Genomic DNA, 629 nt, shown 5'->3' with positions numbered 1-629 from the left:
ACATAACGCCCAATTAAGTTGTGAGCAACGCTGCCACCACACCCAAACACTTCACCTTAATCACTAAACCAATTGAAACTGAAAGCGCCGAGCGTTGCGAATCAGCTTGAATTGTTTGTTATATCACGCCTTAATTGGTACACCATTGCATTTCACAAGGCACCCCATCTCGATTTCCATCAATTTGTACATTTGGGCAGTTTGCTAAATAAAACTTCGCCTCATTGCAGGACGTCATTTGGCTACAATGAGTCTTACCCTGACACACAAATCCCATGTTTTCGTATTCTTGTGTAGTAAACAGTTTCTCGATAGCAAAGTAGCCGAAAACGCCGATAACTAAACCAATGAAAACAACCGACACGATAGATGTCGATGATTTCTCTTTGCGTGGTTCGACACCAACAAGCGAGACATTATAGGCATTGGCTTTGCCATTACTTACTTCAACTTGAAATTCAACTTCGTCACCCACTTGAGGGCGTCTATAGCCTTTTGTGAACTTCGATATATGGACAAAAACATCACCTTGGTAGTCATCAGAGTTGATGAAACCAAAACCACGCTCATCAATCCATCTAACAATTTTACCCTTCATATTTATTGTTCCTTCGAAGTGATATAACGCC

Annotated in this window: 1 protein-coding gene; it reads right to left on the bottom strand. The window is 41.2% G+C overall.

Translation table 11 applies throughout. The features are described from left to right. Positions 1 to 130: 130 nt before the first annotated feature. Positions 131 to 598: a cold shock domain-containing protein gene (locus ELS82_RS25690; protein WP_134837840.1), complete on the bottom strand. Its 468-nt coding sequence runs from the start codon at positions 596 to 598 to the stop codon at positions 131 to 133. Positions 599 to 629 lie beyond the last annotated feature (31 nt).

This window comes from Vibrio ouci (assembly GCF_004551525.1).
Classification (GTDB): Bacteria; Pseudomonadota; Gammaproteobacteria; order Enterobacterales; family Vibrionaceae; genus Vibrio; species Vibrio ouci.
This window is presented reverse-complemented; position numbering and strand designations above follow the sequence as displayed.